At 69.9% G+C, this 14,594-nt stretch carries 9 protein-coding genes; 5 read left to right on the top strand and 4 right to left on the bottom strand.

The window, feature by feature from the left end:
- The first annotated feature begins 33 nt into the window (after window positions 1-33).
- Window positions 34-1,227 carry a DUF4192 family protein gene (locus EPO52_RS14585; RefSeq protein ID WP_290807771.1) on the top strand — a complete coding sequence of 398 codons (1,194 nt, stop codon included), beginning with the start codon at window positions 34-36 and terminating at the stop codon, window positions 1,225-1,227.
- 22 nt (window positions 1,228-1,249) lie between these two features.
- Here the strand turns inward: EPO52_RS14585 and EPO52_RS14580 are convergent, their stop codons facing one another.
- Genes EPO52_RS14580 through EPO52_RS14565 form a run of 4 tightly spaced genes read right to left on the bottom strand, consistent with a single transcriptional unit; the run spans window position 1,250 to window position 5,014 of the window.
- On the bottom strand, window positions 1,250-1,666 hold the full coding sequence (locus tag EPO52_RS14580; RefSeq protein ID WP_290807769.1) for a hypothetical protein: 417 nt from the start codon (window positions 1,664-1,666) through the stop codon (window positions 1,250-1,252).
- Window positions 1,667-1,725: 59 nt separating this feature from the next.
- Window positions 1,726-3,159 (bottom strand): FAD-binding oxidoreductase, encoded by a 1,434-nt coding sequence (locus tag EPO52_RS14575; RefSeq protein WP_290807767.1) that lies wholly within the window; start codon window positions 3,157-3,159, stop codon window positions 1,726-1,728.
- Between the two features lie 2 nt (window positions 3,160-3,161).
- Window positions 3,162-4,550, bottom strand: coding sequence for an aspartate aminotransferase family protein (locus EPO52_RS14570; protein ID WP_290807765.1), 1,389 nt, complete (start codon window positions 4,548-4,550; stop codon window positions 3,162-3,164).
- The gene (locus EPO52_RS14565) at window positions 4,547-5,014 is read right to left on the bottom strand and encodes an Lrp/AsnC family transcriptional regulator (RefSeq protein ID WP_290807763.1); all 468 of its coding nucleotides are present in this window, start codon (window positions 5,012-5,014) and stop codon (window positions 4,547-4,549) included. The genes EPO52_RS14570 and EPO52_RS14565 overlap by 4 nt, the downstream gene beginning before the upstream one ends.
- A 177-nt stretch (window positions 5,015-5,191) precedes the next feature.
- Between EPO52_RS14565 and EPO52_RS14560 the strand changes: the two genes are divergently transcribed.
- Genes EPO52_RS14560 through EPO52_RS14545 form a run of 4 tightly spaced genes read left to right on the top strand, consistent with a single transcriptional unit; the run spans window position 5,192 to window position 14,593 of the window.
- Complete coding sequence (locus tag EPO52_RS14560) at window positions 5,192-6,259, top strand: FHA domain-containing protein (protein ID WP_290807761.1); 1,068 nt, start codon at window positions 5,192-5,194, stop codon at window positions 6,257-6,259.
- 31 nt (window positions 6,260-6,290) lie between these two features.
- Window positions 6,291-7,133, top strand: a complete 843-nt coding sequence (locus EPO52_RS14555; RefSeq protein WP_290807759.1) for a protein phosphatase 2C domain-containing protein — start codon at window positions 6,291-6,293, stop codon at window positions 7,131-7,133.
- A 6-nt stretch (window positions 7,134-7,139) separates the two neighbouring features.
- On the top strand, window positions 7,140-8,579 hold the full coding sequence (locus EPO52_RS14550) for a serine/threonine-protein kinase (protein ID WP_290807758.1): 1,440 nt from the start codon (window positions 7,140-7,142) through the stop codon (window positions 8,577-8,579).
- The gene (locus EPO52_RS14545; RefSeq protein WP_290807757.1) at window positions 8,576-14,593 is read left to right on the top strand and encodes an Ig-like domain-containing protein; all 6,018 of its coding nucleotides are present in this window, start codon (window positions 8,576-8,578) and stop codon (window positions 14,591-14,593) included. The genes EPO52_RS14550 and EPO52_RS14545 overlap by 4 nt, the downstream gene beginning before the upstream one ends.
- The last annotated feature ends 1 nt before the right edge of the window (window position 14,594 follow it).

Below are 14,594 nucleotides of genomic sequence, written 5' to 3'. Positions count from 1 at the left end.
CATCCTGACCTCGGTGGTCGCGACACTGGCGTCATGTCTACGATCTCAGCCTCGCCGGTCACCGGCACCGGTCCCGCTCCCACCACCGTCTTCGACGAGATCGAGGCCGTTCTGGGTTTCCGCCCGGAGCACAGCCTCGCCGTCCTCGTGCGACGGCCCCGCATGGCTTCCGCCGTGCTGAGGGTCGATCTCCCGCCGTCTCTCGGTTCTGATGCGGCGCGCACCCGCGGGCGCAGCGGAGCCCGCAGTGGGCGTGAGCTCGAGGAGGCCGATCACTTCGCCCATACGGTCACCGGCATGGTCTCGCAGCTCTCCGGCGCCCGGTCGGTCGAACTGGTGATGTATCACGATCATGCGTATCGCCCGCTCGGCCAGTTCGTCTACGACGTCGCCGAGCGGATGCACGCGGCCGGCTTCCCTCTCGGCGGCGTCTATCGCGTCAGGGGTGGATACTGGTCGCACCTTGTGGCGGCGAACACCCTCGGCGGTCGGCAGTTCGTGAGTTGCGGGGAGCGCACCAGGCTTCGATCCGCGCCCGTCGTCTCGGCCGGATCGAGGTCGGCGACGTCGCGCCCGGGCGGGTCGGGCGGGTCGGGTGGGCCGGGTGGATCGGATGGGTCGCGCGATCACGATGCTCATCACGGGCCGTTCGTGCCGGTCGTCCGGCCCACTCAGCGACGGCTCGCCCGGGCGATGGCGACCGTGGCGGCACTCGAACGGCGTCAGACCGGGCCTGAGCGCGACCTCGTCGATGAACTCCTCGAGTGGCAGAGCGTGCTCGCGTCGGAAGCCGCGTTCGCGAGCGACGCCCGGGCGATCGCCCTCGCCTGGAGCCTGCGCACCACGAGCGTGCGCGACTGCGTCCTGATGCTCTGCGCCTGGGGTTTCGAGGCCGCGATCGTGTCGGCGCTCGACGTCGGCCAGCACGGCGCGGCGGATGCCCCGGATGACCTGCTCGAGACGGTGCTCGGAACCGGGAGCAGGGCACCCGCTGCGGAACAGCTGCGGCGGTCGATCGACGTGCTGCGTTCCGTCGCCGAGCGAGTTCCCGACTCCCTGGCCGCCCCGGTGCTCTCGATGCTCGCGTGGCTGGAGTGGTGCCGGGGCCGCGGTTCTGCCGCCGCGGGCTACCTCGACGCGGCCACGAGCGCCGACGACGGCTACCAGCTCGCGCAGTTGCTCCGGCAGATGATGCGCTCGGGCCGTTTGCCGGAGTGGATCGCCTGACGCGCGCTGACGCGGCGCGGACTCACCAGGGTTCCTTCCAGTTGCGAAGGAGTACGTCGTCGAACTGCTCGGCAGTGAATCGCGTCGAGTCGTCGAATCGCACGAATTCGCGTCGATACGTCATCGTCAGTTCGCCGACGTCACACGTGTCGGGCGGCTTGCGTACGTCACCCGTGACGAGAAGAGCACCATCGTGGTGTTGCTCGGCGTGCACGTCGAAACTCCATCCACCGTTCGGAGCCAGCTCCACAGCGGTGCCTTCGACGACGTTCCGCACTCGGAACGTCTCCACTCCGTGGAGCTCGACGTGGATGCGCTCCACCAGAAGAGGGCGTCCGACGGCGAGCTCGCACTCGATGGCGAGATCGATCCAGTCGTCGACGACGTCAGCGCTGGTGATCGATGCATCGTGCAGCCACGACCAGAGACGAGAATTCACACGTGATGATAACTCACATCGACGGGATGCGAATGAGAAGACACCGAGAGGGAGTGGTGTCAGTGGCCGGTGAGCGGGCCGAGGAGTCTGGCCGTGATCGATCGGCGACCGGTGACCGATTCCTCGAGGTCGGCGGCGCTCGTGCCGGCGAGACCGAGGTTCGCGCCGATGAACCGGAATGGTTCCGGTTCCCACTTCGGCGAGAGGTGGTTCACCCAGGGCAGCGCGGTGAGATCGGTCGACCGGCGGAGGATCAGGTCGGTCAGGGTGCGACCCGCGATGTTCGTGGTGCTGAGGCCGTCGCCCACGTATCCGCCGGCGAAGCCCACCCCGGTGCGCGGGTTGAAACCCACCGAGGCGTGCCAGTCGCGGCTCACCCCGAGTGGTCCGCCCCATCGATGCGTCACTGCCGTGCCGCGAGCCGCGGGGAAGAGGTCGACCAGCGTCGACTCCAGGTGCTCGAACACGCGGCCGACACGGTCGTACTCCGGCTTGACGGAGCTGCCCCAGTGGTACCGGGCGCCCCGGCCGCCGAAGGCGAAGCGGTTGTCGGCGGTGCGCTGACCGTAGATCAGAAGGTGGCGGTAGTCGGAGAAGGTGGTGCCGTGCTCGATCCCGATCTCCTCCCACACGGCGTCGTCGAGCGGCTCGGTGGCGATCATGAGCGAGTAGAGCGGCATGATCCGCCGGCCGACACCGGGGAACTGCGCGCCATAGCCTTCGACGGCGATCACGAGTTGGTCGCAGGTGATGAGTCCCTCGCCACCGATGCCGGCGTAGAGAGCCCGACCGGGTGCCCACTCCACCACCTCCGACTGCTCGGCGATCACCACGCCCAGGCTCTCCACGACGCGCGCGAGCCCGCGCACGAGCTTGCCCGGGTGCACACGGGCGCAGGCCGGGTCGAACGAGGCGGCGAGCGAGGAGGTGGCCGCCAGCGAACGGGCGCGCGACTCGTCGTGCGATCCGGCGGTCACGAGTTCGAGCGGGTCGGTTCCGAACGCACGGGCTTCGTCGACGTCCGCCACGGCCGCGCGCCGCTGCACCGTGTCGCGGGCGAACACGATGGTTCCGCCCTTCACGAAATCGCAGTCGATACCCTCCTGCGCGCAGACGCGCCCCACCTCGTCGACCGTGTCGATCATCGCTTCGCGCAGACGCCGGGCGGCATCGTCGCCGTAGAGCCGGCGCAGCGCATCCGTCGACTTCGGGAAGAGCGCCGAACACCAACCGCCATTGCGCCCCGACGCACCGAAGCCCACGATCTGCTTCTCCACCACCGTGATGCGCAGGGAAGGGTCGGCCTTCTTCAGGTAGTAGGCCGTCCAGAGGCCGGTGAGACCGCCGCCCACGATGCAGACATCGGTGGTCAGATCACCCGCGAGAGGAGCGCGCGGCACGAGCGCATCATCACCCGACTCCGCGAGCGAGTCGAACCAGAAGGAGACGCCGCGATAGTCGGTCGCCGCGCCCGCGGACCCTGAGCTCGGCACGATCAGAGTCGCGTCCAGGCTTCGGTGAGCACCCCGCGGAGGATCTGCTCGATCTCGTCGAACTCCGCCGGCCCGATCGTGAGCGGGGGTGCCAGCTGGATCACCGGGTCGCCCCGGTCGTCGGCGCGGCAGTAGAGCCCGGCGTCGTAGAGGGCCTTCGACAGGAAGCCGCGCAGCAAGCGCTCCGACTCGTCGTCGTCGAACGTCTCCTTCGTGGCCTTGTCCTTCACGAGCTCGATGCCGAAGAAATAGCCGTCTCCGCGCACGTCGCCCACGATCGGCAGATCGGTGAGGCGCTCGAGGCTCTGGCGGAAGAGGGGCGAGTTCTCGCGCACGCGCTCATTCAGCTTCTCCTCCTCGAAGATGTCGAGGTTCTCGAGCGCCACGGCGGCCGAGACCGGATGTCCCGCGAAGGTGTACCCGTGGTAGAACGACGTGTTTCCGGTCTTGAAGGGCTCGTAGACCTTCTCGTTCACGATGGTGGCGCCGATGGGGGAGTAGCCGCTGGTCATCGCCTTGGCGCAGGTGATCATGTCGGGCACGAAGCCGTAGGTGTCGCAGGCGAAGTAGTTGCCGATGCGGCCGAAGGCGCAGATCACCTCGTCGCTCACGAGAAGCACGTCGTACTTGTCGCAGATCTCGCGAACCCGCTGGAAGTAGCCGGGAGGAGGGGGGAAACATCCGCCCGAGTTCTGAACGGGCTCGAGGAAGACGGCGGCGACCGTCTCCGGTCCTTCGAACTGGATCATCTCCTCGATGCGGTTCGCGGCCCAGAGGCCGAAGGCCTCCTCGGTTCCCTCGAAGCCGGCCTCGTGGGCGCGGTAGTAATTGGTGTTGGGTACCCGGAAACCGCCGGGGGTGACGGGCTCGAACATCTCCTTCATCGCGGGGATGCCGGTGATGGCCAGAGCGCCCTGCGGAGTGCCGTGGTAGGCGATGGAGCGCGAGATCACCTTGTGCTTCGTGGGGCGGCCCTGCAGCTTCCAGTAGTACTTGGCGAGCTTGAACGCCGTCTCCACGGCTTCGCCACCGCCGGTCGAGAAGAACACCCGGTTGAGGTCGCCCGGCGCCAGATCGGCGAGCCGGTCGGCCAACTCGATGGCGGAGGGATGCGCGTACGACCAGATCGGGAAGAACGCGAGCTCCTCCGCCTGCTTCGCCGCGACCTCGGCGAGGCGCCGCCGACCGTGGCCGGCGTTCACCACGAAGAGACCCGACAGGCCATCGATGTACTTCTTGCCGCGGGAGTCCCAGATGTGGTGGCCATCGCCCTTGGTGATGATGGGAACACCCCCGCCCGACTCCATCACCGACTGGCGGGCGAAGTGCATCCACAGATGGTCTTTCGCCATCGTCTGCAGTTCGGCTTCGGTGCGAGTGCTTCGTGTCATCGTGTACCCCAGTTGTAGAGCTGCTTGTGCAGCTTCAAATAGACGAATGTTTCCGTGGAGATCACGCCGTCGAGCTGCCGGATCTCGGCATTCAGCAGCGTGATCAGGTCGTCGTCGTCTTCGCAGACGACTTCGGCCAGGATGTCGAAGGTTCCCGCGGTGAGAACCACGTAGTCGACCGACGGCATCGTGGCGAGCGCATCCGCCACCACCCGGGTGTCGCCCGAGACCTTGAGGCCGATCATCGCCTGCCGGTAGAACCCGAGCTGCAGGGGATCGGTGACGGCCACGATCTGCATCACACCGGAGTCGGTGAGCTTCTGCACGCGCTGCCGCACGGCGGCCTCGCTGAGACCCACGGCCTTGCCGATCTCGGCATACGAGCGGCGGCCGTCATCCTGCAACTGCTCGATGATGGCCTTGGAGGTGTCGTCGAGCTGAGGTGACCGCGGTTTCGTGCTCATGGCTCGATCCTGTCAGGTGGAAACCCCCTCGGCAAGCGAATCCGTAGCAGATCAGGCCGATGAGTGCCGAAAACATCAGTTGTCGGCGATGTGTGGGCAGGCGGTCGAGAGCGCGTCAGCCGCGCGGATGGCGGGCATCCACCGGGTCCGGAGGTCTTTGCCGGTACCGTGGGCCGCATGGGGAGTCTTCGATTCGTTCCCGCCCAGGGGGAGTGGACCGTTCTGGCCGCGTGGCCGATCATGGCGGCGCTGCCGAGCGAGCTGCCCGCCGCCGTGCTCGACGCCGTGTGGGCGGCGATGCAGGCGGAGGGTGCATCCCTCGAGTCGGTGGTGTCGAGCATCCCGTTGCGGGGCGCAACCGAAGCCGCCTCGTTCAGCGTGGTGAGCTTCGACTCCAGCGGGCCGCGCACCGTGCTGGCCGTGGTTCGTGGTTCGGCGGCGATCGACGTGCTCTCCGTGGGCGGGTCGCGGCGATTCGGATCGCAGGGCGCCGAACCGTGGGCGCTCGCCCAGTTCGTCGATGTCATCGGCGTCACGGCCGGCACCCTCCCTCCGGTCCCCGAGTCGGCGCTGCGGCTGCCCGCCGGTGCGGATCGGCTCGTCACCGGTATCGTGCGCGCCTCCCGGGTGGTCTGGGCCGACTCCAGCGACGACTTCCTCCCGGAGTGCGATGCCGCTCCGGTATCGCCCCTGAGGAACGATGCGGCCTCCGATCGGGCAGGCGACCCGGATGACGACACCATCGTCTCCGCCCGAACCCTCGACACCCCTCCACCTGGCCGTGAGGAACCCGCCGCAGAGTCGCCCGCAGCACAGTCGCCCGCTGCAGAACGACCCGCCGCGGAACGACCGGCCGCCGAGCAACCCCCCTCAGGGCCCGCCGCCTTCGAGCTGCGGGTGGGCGACGGCCCGGCCCGGCCCCTCGACCACCCTGTGGTGATCGGCCGTCGACCCCGTCCACGCCAGAGTTATTCGGGCGAGCAGGCGGTGCTCGTCGAGGTCGCCTCGCCCACCAGCGCCGTCTCGGCCAATCACGTCGAGATCGCTCCCGTCGGCTCCACGGCGGTGGTGACCGACCTCCGATCGAGCAACGGTACGCGGGTGTCAGAAGAGGGCGCGCGGGTCACCCGGCTGCGGCAAGGTGATTCGGTGGTGGTGACCGGGTCGGCTATCGTCGAAATCGGCGACGGAAACGTTATCCACATCTCGTCGCGAGACCGGGGAACCTCCGGGATCACCGTTTAGGATTCCCGGATAACTGTCAGGAGCAAATCCAGTGACCCAGATCGGTCGAACGAGCGCGCGCGTCAACGTCACGCGCCAGGGCGCGCACCCGCGTCGCGTCACCCTGTCATGGGCCGCGCTCTCCGACGTGGGCAACAAACGGGCCGGCAATGAAGACAGCTCGATCTCCGATCTCCCGGTCTTCGCCGTGGCCGACGGCATGGGCGGGCACTCCGCCGGTGACATCGCGAGCGCCGCCGTCGTGGAGCGGCTCGGCGAGATCACGGATGCGGTCACCACCGCCGAGGCCATCGAGAAGCAGCTCCTGCGCGCCCTCTCCGACATCGACCGCGTGGGAGACGAGTCGGTGCTCGGCACCGGCACCACCGTCACCGGCGTGGCCCTCGCCGAGGTCGACGACGACCTCGCCTGGATGGTGTTCAACATCGGCGACTCCCGTGTCTACCTCTTCGCCGAGGGCGAGCTGAAGCAGCTCACGGTCGATCACTCCGTCGTTCAAGAGCTCATCGACGCGGGCCTCATCACCAAGGAGCAGGCCGACCACCACCCCGACAGCAACGTCATCACCCGCGCGGTGGGCTTCCACGAGAAGCCGATCCCCGACTACTCCACGTTGCCGGTGGTGGCGGGGCAGCGCATCCTCGCCTGCTCCGACGGCCTCACCAAAGAACTCACCGACTACGGCATCAAGCACTATCTCTCCACCACGTCCTCGGCCGAGCACGCCGCCAGCGAACTGCTCGCGGCCGCCCTCGCCAACGGCGGCCGCGACAACGTCACCGTCGTGGTGGTCGATGTGGAGTCCGACGAGCGTTCCGACGTGGAGGGCGGCTCGGGCAGCGGTTCCCGTCGGCGTGATCCCGACCTGGACTGAGCAGACGTGGCTCGTCGACTTCCTTCCGCCCCTCCCGCGCTGCCCGGCTTCACCGCTCTCCGGGTGCTCGGCTCGGGCGGCTTCGCCGACGTGTTCCTGTTCGAGCAGAACATGCCGCGCCGCCAGGTGGCCGTGAAGGTGATGCTGCCCGAGGTGGTCAACGAGCAGGTGCGGCGGATGTTCCAGGTCGAGGCCGACCTGATGGCCACGTTGAGCGCGCATCCGTCGATCCTCACCGTGTACGAGGCGGGTGTGTCATCCGATGGCCGGCCCTTCTTGGTGATGGAGCTCTGTTCCTCGTCGCTCGGGCAGAGCTACCGTCGTGAGCCCCTCCCGGTGGCAGAGGTGCTGCGCATCGGGGTCAAGATCGCGGGAGCCCTGCACACGGCGCACCAGCAGGGCATTCTGCACCGTGACGTGAAGCCGTCGAACATCCTGCTGACGGCCTACGGGTCGCCGGTGCTCTCCGACTTCGGCATCTCGTCGTCGACCCGAGGTGCGGCCGCGGCGGCGGAGGCGGTGGGCCTGTCGATTCCGTGGTCGGCCCCCGAGGTCATCGCCGAGACCACTCAGGGCACGGTCGCCTCTGAGGTCTGGGCTCTCTGCGCCACCCTGTATTCGCTCCTCGCGGGCCGGTCGCCGTTCGAAGTTGCCGGTGGTGGGTCGACTCCCGGCGAGCTCGCGAAGCGCATCGCCAAAGCACGTCTCGCTCCGATCGGGCGCACGGATGTGCCGGTGTCGCTCGAGCGCATCCTCGGGCGGGGCATGTCGAAGAGCCCTGCCGCACGGCAGTCCTCGGCGCTCGAGCTGCTGCGCGAACTTCAAGGCGTCGAGAGCGAGCTCGGCCTCAGCCAGACCACCGCGGAGATCGCGATGGCGGAGTGGGCGAGCGACTTCGCCCGCGATCCGATCGACCGCACCGTGCTGCATGCCGTGCCGAGCGGCTCGCGGCGGCGTCGGCGGAGCGGCGCCGCCGGGTCACGCGGCATCTCCGCCACCGGCGGATCGGGTTCGACCGATTCGCGCACCGCCACCACCGGCTCGCGCAGCCGCAGCCGCAGCGACCGCGGGTCGGGCGGGCGAGACGGGCGCCGCCCCGAGTCGCGCCGGGTCTGGCTCATCGCGGCATCCGTCGTGGTGCTGCTCGGCCTCGTGGGCGGCGGCGTGGCGATCGCCCAGCAGCTCTCCGCACGCGGCATCCCCCAGGTTGGCACCATCACGGCCACCACCCAGGGCGACCGCGTGCTCTTCAGCTGGGACGACCCGGGCCTCGGCTCGGCCGACAGCTACCGTGTCACCACCACGGGCGGGCAGAGCTCGGTGCAGCGCAGCCGCGAGTTCGCCGCCTATCCCACCAGTGGGTCGTCGGTGTGCATCACCGTCGCCGTGGTGCGCTCGGGCAAGTCGGGTGAGGCCAGCTCCGAGAAGTGCGCGAGCCTCGGATGACGAGCGCTTCGCGCGCCGGCGCCTGGATCACCTCGCACAAGTCGCTCGCCGCCACCATCGCGGGCGCCACCCTGGTGGGCACGCTCGTGGCCGTCTCGGCCGCTGTGTCGACGGGCTACACCGCCCAGAAGATCGACCTCGACGATGCTGCTGTGTGGGTCACCAGCAATCTGCATCAGGCGGCGGGCCGCGCCAACCCCATGGTGGGCGAGCTCAACTCGGCCGTTCGGGTCGAATCGGGTTCGCTCTCGGTGAGCCAGTTCGGGCAGACGGTCGTGGTGAGCGAACTCGGCGGCGGCCAGGCGCGGTTGATCGACACGGCCGCGGCGGATGTGGGGGAGACGATCGCGCTCCCCGTCGGCGACGTCGACATCGCCCTCACCGCCGGGGTCGCCGTGATCACCTCCTACACCACGGGTGATGTCTGGTTCACCACACCGGGTGCGCTCTCGGCGTTCGACGCCTCGGCACCGCCGGACGTCACTCTCGGAGCCGGCGGCGACACCGTGGTCTCGGCCGACGGCACGGTGTTCGCGGTGTCGAGCGCCACGGGTTCGGTGTTCGCCATCGATCCCGGCGCGGGCGCCACTGCAGCAGACGGTGCGGCGAGCTGGCCGATCGAGGTGCAGAGCGACGACTCGCTGTCGATCACGGCCGTGGGCGAGACCTGGGCGGTACTCGATCGCACCAGCGGATCGGTGATCACGACCTCGGGGGTCTTCCCGGTCGGCGGCGCGGCGACCGACCCCGGCTCGAGCGTCGACGCCGCGGGCACCACCGGCCAGAACACCGGCGTCGACGACCCAGCCGGTTCGGCCGGAACAGGGGCGGTGGCCGCATCCGCCCGCTCGTGGCTCCAACAGGCCTCCACTGCCGCTCCCGGCGTGCTGGTGGCCACCGGTTCCACTCTCGAACAGGTCTCGCTCGCCGACGGCTCGGTCACCGTGCTGGCCGACGGCCGCTCCGGCACCTCCGTGCGCCCCGTGCGGGTCGACGGATGCTGGTACGCGGCCTGGACCGACGGCACCACCTGGTCGCAGTGCGCCGGCGATCCCGTGTCGGGCACTCTCGAGGGCGCCGCATCCGGTGACTCGCTCACCTTCCGAACCAACGGCGGAGACGGCGTGCTGCTCAGTGACGCCGTGTCGGGCCGCTCCTGGGACGTCACGCGCCAGAACGCACCGATCGACAACTGGGATGCGCTTCTCCCCGACACCTCGACCGACAACGCCGCGACCGACACCGTCACCGACCAGCCGGTGGTGGCCGATCCGACCCAGCGGCCTCCGGTGGCGAACGACGACGACCTCGGTGCCCGACCCGGCCGCTCCACCGTGCTGCCGGTGCTGCTGAACGACTACGACCCCAACGGCGATGTCGTGGTGATCGACTCGGTCGATGTCCCCTCCGGCGTCGACTGGAGCGTCGAGCGCATCTCCGACGATCAGCAGCTGCAGCTCACCCTGCCGGCGAACGCCTCCGGCGAGATCAGCTTCGGCTACACGGTCTCCGACGGTCGCGGCGGCACCGATGCCGCCGTCGTGCGGGTGACCGTGCGCTCCCCGGAGGAGAACTCCCCGCCGGTGCAGAGCAGCGCGACCTCGATCGACGTGGCGCTCGGCGGCCGCGCCGAGGCCGACATCCGAAGCGACTGGTTCGACCCCGACGGCGACGCCTTCTACCTGCAGACCGCGGGCACCGCGGCACCCGACGCTGTGGCGTTCACGCCCGACGGCCGGGTGACGTTCACCGACTCGGGGCAGTCGTCCGGCGCCAAGGAGGTGGCCCTCACGGTGAGCGACGGGCGGGCGTCATCCGCCGGAACGCTCTCGGTGCAGTCGCACTCGCCCGAGCAGGTGCCCCTCACCGCCGACGGCTTCGTGGTGCTCGCGCACGTGGGTCAGGAGATCGAGGTGTCGCCGCTCGAGCACGTGCAGGGCGGTGGCCCCGAACTGCGACTCTCGAACGTGCCCGCGCAGGAGCAGATCACCCTGAACCCCGACTACTCGGGCGGGGTCGTGCGCATCACCGCCGAGCAGGCGGGCGACCGCATCGTCGACTATGCGGTGACGGATGGCACGCGCACGGCGTCCGGGGTGATCCGGGTGATCGCGAGCCTGCCGCCCGACGCCAACACGAAGCCCGTCACCGTGCCGCACTCGGCGTTCGCCCGCCAGGGCACGAGCGTGCTCGTCGACGTGCTCGCGGGCGACTTCGATCCGGCCGGCGGGGTGCTGATCGTGTCGGGGGTCGACCCGGTGGCGGCCACATCGGGCTACCGCGTGGAGGTGCTCGAGCAGCGCCTCATCCGGGTGACGCTCACGGCTCCTCTCGACAGCGGATCCGCGTCGTTCGGCTACCGGGTCACGAACGGCCTCGCCGAGTCCACCGGCTCGGTCACCGTGATCGAGATGCCCGAGCCCACCCTCCGGCAGCCGCCCGTGGCGGTGGCCGACTCGGCGTCGGTGCGGGTGGGCGACGTGGTCGACATCCCCGTGCTCGCCAACGACGTGCATCCGGATGGCGACGCCCTCACGCTCGCCCCCGACCTCGTGCGCGGGCTCGGGCCCGACTCCGGGCTGCTCTTCACCTCCGGCTCGCACCTGCGCTACCTGGCCCCCGGCACCCCCGGCGATTTCACCGCGGTGTACCGCGTCGACGCGCCCGACGGCCAGTGGGCGAGCGCCGAGGTCACCATCAGCGTGCGCGAGGCGGACGCCACGGCCAACGCGGCCCCCGTGCCCTCGCTCGTCACGGCGCGGGTCATCGCGGGCGAGACCGTGCGCATCCCGATCCCCCTCTCGGGAATCGATCCCGACGGCGACTCCGTGCAGTTCCTCGGCCTCGACTCGGTTCCCGAGAAAGGCGCGGTGAGCGACACCGGAACCGACTGGATCGACTACGAGGCCGGCGACTACTCCACCGGAACCGACACCTTCACCTACACGGTGGTCGATCGGCTCGGCGCCCGTGCGAGCGGCACGATACGGGTCGGAGTCAGCCCTCGCGAGAACGGCGCCCGCAACCCCGTGGCCACGCCCGACGAGGTACTCGCGCGGCCCGGCAAGACCGTCACCGTGCGGGTGCTCGACAACGATTCCGACCCGGATGGCAGCGCGCTCCGGGTCACGGGCGTCGAGCCGGTCACCGACGGTGCCACGGCCAGCGTGGTCGACGACATGCTGCGGGTGGTGCTCCCGGGTGCGGAGGGCCGCTACGGCTTCATCTACACGATCGCGAACGAGCGCGGCGGCACGAGTTCCGCCTTCGCCACCGTCGATGTACGGTCGGATGCCCCGCTCGCGCGGCCCCTCGTCAGTGATACCGTGCTCGGGCTCACCGACATCCTCGGCAAAGACGAGGTGGAGGTCGACGTGCTGAAGAACGTGTTCTTCGCCGAGGGCAGCCCGGCCGACCTCTGGCTGTCGGTGCTTCCGGCCTACTCCGACGTCGCGCGGGTCGACGGCGGGCGCATCCGGGTGCAGGTGAAGGAGCAGCGCCAGGTCATCCCCTTCACGGTGGCGCACCCCGACGACCCCAACGTGCGCTCGAACGGATTCATCTGGGTGCCCGGCAGCGATGATGCCCTCCCGCAGTTGCGCACCGGTGCACCCAAACTGAGCGTCGTCTCGGGCACCACTCTGCGCATCGACGTGAACGACTACGTCGTGGCGGTGGGCGGCCGCGACGTGGTCATCTCCGACCCCAACACTGTGCGGGCCACGCATGCCGACGGCAGTCCGCTCGTCTCCGGTGACGACACGCTCGTGTTCACGAGTGCCGACAAGTACTTCGGGCCCGCCTCGCTCTCGTTCGAGGTCGCCGACGGTACGGGGCCGGATGCGCGCACCGCCACGCTCGTGCTGCCGATCACCGTCACTCCCCGAGACAACCAGCCACCCGTCTTCAACGGCGCCGTGCTCGAGTTCGAACCCGGCCAGCAGAAGGTGATCGACCTCACGAAGCTCACGAGCACGGCGTCTGCGGCCGGCACGCTGAGCTATCAGGTGCTGGATCCGAAGCCGGCAGGTTTCTCGGCGGTGCTGCTCGGCTCCACGCTCACCATCTCCGTCGACGTCGGCGTGAAGAAAGGGGCGACCGGCGCCTTCGCGATCGGTGTCGCTTCGAACGGGCTGGCCGGAACGTCCGGCCGCATCGACGTCACCGTGGTGCCCAGCACCAAACCTCTGGCCGCGCCGGCCACCGACTCCGTGATCGCGCCGCGGGGCACGACAACCCCCGTCGACGTGCTGGCGAACGACTCCGCCACCAATCCCTTCCCGCAGACCCCCCTGACCGTGGTGGCGGTACGCGGCGCTGACGCCGCGGCCCTGCCGGCGGGAGTCACGATCGTGCCGAGCGCCGACAAGAGCGTTCTTCAGGTCACGGTTGCTCCGGATGCTGCGCCGGCCGACATCGTGGTGCAGTACCAGGTGCAGGACGGCACCGGCGACCCCGAGCGGGCGGTGTGGGGTACCGTGCGCATCGCCGTCCAGGACAGGCCGGGGGCGGTGACCGGGCTCGCGGTCACCGGCTTCTCCGACCGCAGCATCGCCCTTCGCTTCTCGCCGGGCGTGGCCAACAACTCGCCCATCACCGGATTCGACGTCACCGCCCGAACAGCGGCCGGGTCCTCGGTCACCACGCGGTGCGTCTCCACCAGCTGTGCGGTCACCACGCCGGGCAACGGCCCCACCAATGCGGTCACGCTGACCGTCGTGGCGGTGAACGGGCAGGGCTCATCCGACCCCGCCACCTATTCGGTGCCGGTCTGGTCCGACCTCCTGCCCTCGGCACCCGGAGCGATCTCCCTCGCCCCCCTCGATGGTGCGCTCGAGGTGCGCTGGGGCGCCGCCTCGGTGGGTGCCGGCGGTTCGGCGGTGCGGCAGTACGACGTGACGGCCAATTCTCAGTCGGTCGCCACCGTCGACGCCACGGGTTCGGAGTGCGACGCCTCCGGATGCTCGACGGTCGTGCGCGGTCTCGCCAACGGCTCCTCCACCACCATCACCGTCACGGCCCGCAACGGCGCCTACCCGGCCCTCGCCGTGTGGCCGTCGTCGAGCGCAGCCGGCACGCCGTACGGCGCTCCCAGCGCATCCGGGGTCTCGGCCGTCGCGAACCTCGACAGCGGACCGGGCTCCGTCACCCTGAGCTGGCCCGACTTCGCGGGCAACGGCAACGCGGTGGCCGGCTACTACGCCCAGCAGCTCGCGCCGGGCACCACCTCGGTTCCGGGCGGCGCTCAGGCCTGCTCGGTGTCGACCCCCGCCCCCGGCCGCCCCACTGCTCCGCAGGCGGGCGGATCCGTCGTGGCACAGCAGGCGGTCTCGGCGGATGCGCGCACGGCCACGTTCACCGGACTCACCGCCGTCGACACCGCCTATTCCTTCGTCGTCTGGGGCTACAACGCGGCCGGCTGCACCGCCTCGTCGATCGTGACGGCCGTGGCCTATCCGAGCCCCGGCCAGGTCGACGCCTCTCAGGTGTCGATGACCATGGTGCAGAGCGGCAAGACCGTCGACGTGCGGGTCGACTCGGCGCCCACCCCCGCGGCACCGTCGAATCCGCGGTACTACGTGCAGCAGCTCGACTCGGCAGACGCCCCGGTGGGGTCGCCGCAGTCGTTCACGCTCGGCGGCTTCCCCCGTTCGCTCACCGGTGGCGCCTTCGGCGACACCTATCGCTTCACCCTGCGGGCCTGCTCGGTCTGGGGCGGCGTCGAGGTGTGCGGCGCGGCCTCCGCGCCGATCTCGGCTCCCGAGCCGAGCATCACCTTCCAGTTCGCGGGCGACCCGGTGTACGACGGCACGAGCTGGCGCTGGACCTCCGACCCCTCGAACGGAGGGTTGGTGCCGCAGTACTACTGCGGGCCGCGAGCCGTGACCCCCTCGGCCGACCCGGCCGGCCGAACCGTCACCCCCACCACGTGCACCCCGTCGACCCCGGCCGCGGTCGGCGACGCGTGGCTCCTCGTCGTGATCGGCTCACGGGAGTATGTGTACCTTGGCTAAC

Source organism: Herbiconiux sp., assembly GCF_004297105.1.
GTDB lineage: Bacteria > Actinomycetota > Actinomycetes > Actinomycetales > Microbacteriaceae > Herbiconiux.
This window is presented reverse-complemented; position numbering and strand designations above follow the sequence as displayed.

Bases quoted from the DNA above. Each gene is read 5' to 3' on its own strand.
- EPO52_RS14585 (WP_290807771.1), top strand. From the start codon at position 34: ATGTCTACGATCTCAGCCTCGCCGGTCACCGGCACCGGTCCCGCTCCC.
- EPO52_RS14570 (WP_290807765.1), bottom strand. From the start codon at position 4,550: ATGACACGAAGCACTCGCACCGAAGCCGAACTGCAGACGATGGCGAAA.
- EPO52_RS14565 (WP_290807763.1), bottom strand. From the start codon at position 5,014: ATGAGCACGAAACCGCGGTCACCTCAGCTCGACGACACCTCCAAGGCC.
- EPO52_RS14560 (WP_290807761.1), top strand. From the start codon at position 5,192: ATGGGGAGTCTTCGATTCGTTCCCGCCCAGGGGGAGTGGACCGTTCTG.
- EPO52_RS14545 (WP_290807757.1), top strand. From the start codon at position 8,576: ATGACGAGCGCTTCGCGCGCCGGCGCCTGGATCACCTCGCACAAGTCG.